The following is a 2,599-nucleotide window of genomic DNA, read 5'->3' as shown; positions in this document are numbered from 1 at the left end:
TCATTTTACACGAATCAATCATGGGCCATTTTTTTGCCTTTGGTTAGGTGTCGCACTTCATATTACAATCCGTCGTTCCCTTCAAAGAAGAGAAGCTAGTCTTGGCAGACTTAAAGAAAGTCTATCAAGCTCTTACATTAGAAGAAGCCGAGGTGGCCTTCGCTACGTTTAAAGAGAGATGGGAGAAAAAATATCCCATTATCATTCGCTCCTGGGAAAATAACTGGATTGAGTTGACCGCCTATTTTAACTATCCTGCTGAAATTCGTAAGATGATCTATACCACAAATATTATTGAGGGATACCACCGTCAACTCCGCAAAGTAACCAAAACGAAAACTGCCTATCCATCTGACGATGCGCTACGAAAGATCATCTATCTTGCAACGATTGAGGCTTCGAAGAAGTGGACTATGCCAGTCAGGAGTTGGAAAGAATGTATATCGCAGCTTGCTATCCATTTTGGAGACAGATTGCAAGCGGAACTGTCCGCCTGATCCATCGGTTGAGCCGGCTTGACATGGAGCCTCTGCGGGCATGAGATCTTGCGATTGGGCGATCCCTGTAAAAACATGCATCGCATGGCAAACGAGCCTATCATGCCCGCCCCTCCATGTAAAGCCTTCGATGTGACTTTTTATTTCTTAAAAACCCATTTACACAAAATAATTTACAATCCCAAATGGAGGGTTTCTGAACACATTCGCGAGTCTTATCTAAAGGACAGCATTTATTCCTTGGTACTTATCAACAATGTCAGCTTTAGAGAAACAATCTAGAAATATATGATTATAAAAGGACCTCTAGAGAGGTCCTTTTACGTAGCTTCGTTTTGAAGTTGTTTCTGTTTCAAAAATTCGTACTGAGATTTCTGTGACAGAATCCATATTTTTGCCAATTCTGTACCCTCAATTAATTCTATATTTGTTTCAGCTGCATACTTCTTGGCATTTGGGGTGAATTCACTTGTGGTCACAACAAAACCGCCCTGAGCATTTTGCTTTACCATTTGAGAGTGGATAATAGCAATTGGTTCATAATTGACAGGAGTAGGGTAACACTTAACTTGTCCAAGAAAAAGTCCTCCATCTCGACTATGTTCAATATCGACCCCATAATCGCCACTTGCTTTGGTTGAAGAAGCGTATCCACCGCGATACTTTTGCATAACACTCGCAACCCATTCTTCGAATGTGTATGGGTTTTCGTCAGATGAATCCTTTTGATATGGTGTATCGATTGCTGCTTTTTCTCCATCCTTCGTATTTCTCTTCTTAAATCTGTGATATAATCCCGCAGCAATCGTCTTGTACAATTCTTCTTCTGTTGCAAAAAAGTCATCTGTAATTACTTGTAATCTACGAAGATGTCCGCGATAACCTCGATAAAGCAAGATACCAATGACTACAACAACACCCAAAACCAATTCAATCATCTGAGGAACTCAACTCCTTCTCTTATTCATTACACAGTATTGACTGTAGTTTGATAGTCAAAACATTCTCTCCATCTTTAAGATAAGTCGCTTGACTTTAGAACGTGAGTCCGGTTAAATTAAGTGGTTTGGTTAAAATATCTAGTAGTCCGATGGAAGTAGTTCATAGCAGAAAATGAATTAGAGTTATTTCTGCTTGATTCATAAGCTCGTCATAAAAGACAAGCTCTCCTTGTACAATGTATAAAAATTTCGGGGAGAGGGTGCATTAAAGTGGTCGCTCTTGTTTCGAGAATAGCCTCATTTTTGCTATTTGGGACATTATTCGTCATTCTGTGGACATTACTGGATGTGTATTTTGGCTTAGGGATATGGGAGGGGGACAATTACAATATCTTTTTAGCACCATTCCTCATGATGACATATCTTCTGTTCATCTTCCCCGATATGCGCAAGGATTTCTTTAGTCGCTTTGTCCTTACCAATGAGTGGCATAAAGTTATTTGTTATCCCATTCTGGTCGCAACTTTTTGCGCCTTTTTCATTAATGGAATACGATTTCTTCCTCTTTTGTGGGGTGGAGAAATTGTTGGAGTAGGCAGTGGACAATATGTAAATGACGGTACGCTAAGTCGACTAGGCGAGCTATTAATGATTTCCATATTGCCAACATTCTCCGAAGAACTACTAGTACATTATATGCCATACGGTGGACTTTTCTTATTCCTGAACATGTTACTCGATGACACGGTAGTCGGCAATAGAAGGAAATATAGAATGCACCAAAGAATTGAGAAGTTTATGGATGCTCTTTTTGTTAGAAGAGACAAGCGATATTTACTGACATGGTTAATTCTTATTTCAACAGGATTTTCTTTGATGCATGAACCGACAGCAGAAAGCTTTCCATTGTATTTCATTGTTGGGTTTATTGATGGCGTATTTTTTCTTCGATACGGATTCCTGGCAGCTTGGATTTCTCACGGGGTTTTCAATGCATTTTCGGGAATAGCGTGGGAAATGATTAGAGTACTTTTCTTTAAATAAGTGTGAGGACGAATATAATATAATTTGGTTAAATATTAATTACTTGAATCAATTTCATAATTACCCATCTTAAAAATATACAGACTGTCCCAATCTCTTCTTTATCCTTTTTTAAAA

2 protein-coding genes and 1 pseudogene are annotated in these 2,599 nt (G+C 38.9%); 2 read left to right on the top strand and 1 reads right to left on the bottom strand.

Annotated features, from left to right (window positions below; all coding sequences use genetic code 11):
- Nucleotides 1-74: 74 nt before the first annotated feature.
- Nucleotides 75-497, top strand: a pseudogene (locus JZI27_RS24740) (transposase); the annotation flags it as partial.
- Nucleotides 498-817: 320 nt separating this feature from the next.
- Here the strand turns inward: JZI27_RS24740 and JZI27_RS24735 are convergent.
- Nucleotides 818-1,435: a restriction endonuclease gene (locus JZI27_RS24735; RefSeq protein WP_280209822.1), complete on the bottom strand. Its 618-nt coding sequence runs from the start codon at nt 1,433-1,435 to the stop codon at nt 818-820.
- A 273-nt stretch (nt 1,436-1,708) separates the two neighbouring features.
- On the opposite strand from JZI27_RS24735, the gene JZI27_RS24730 reads away from it, so the two are divergent.
- A complete protein-coding gene (locus JZI27_RS24730) occupies nt 1,709-2,482 on the top strand; it encodes a CPBP family glutamic-type intramembrane protease (RefSeq protein WP_280209821.1) in 774 nt (257 codons plus the stop codon).
- Nucleotides 2,483-2,599: the final 117 nt, after the last annotated feature.

This window comes from Brevibacillus sp. AY1, assembly GCF_029870785.1.
Classification (GTDB): Bacteria; Bacillota; Bacilli; order Brevibacillales; family Brevibacillaceae; genus Brevibacillus; species Brevibacillus invocatus.
Note: the sequence above shows the minus strand (reverse complement) of the source record. Positions and strands in the feature narration are given on the sequence as shown.

What these genes read in the sequence shown, in the direction of transcription:
- JZI27_RS24735 (WP_280209822.1), bottom strand. Translation starts at nt 1,435, where the DNA reads ATGATTGAATTGGTTTTGGGTGTTGTTGTAGTCATTGGTATCTTGCTT.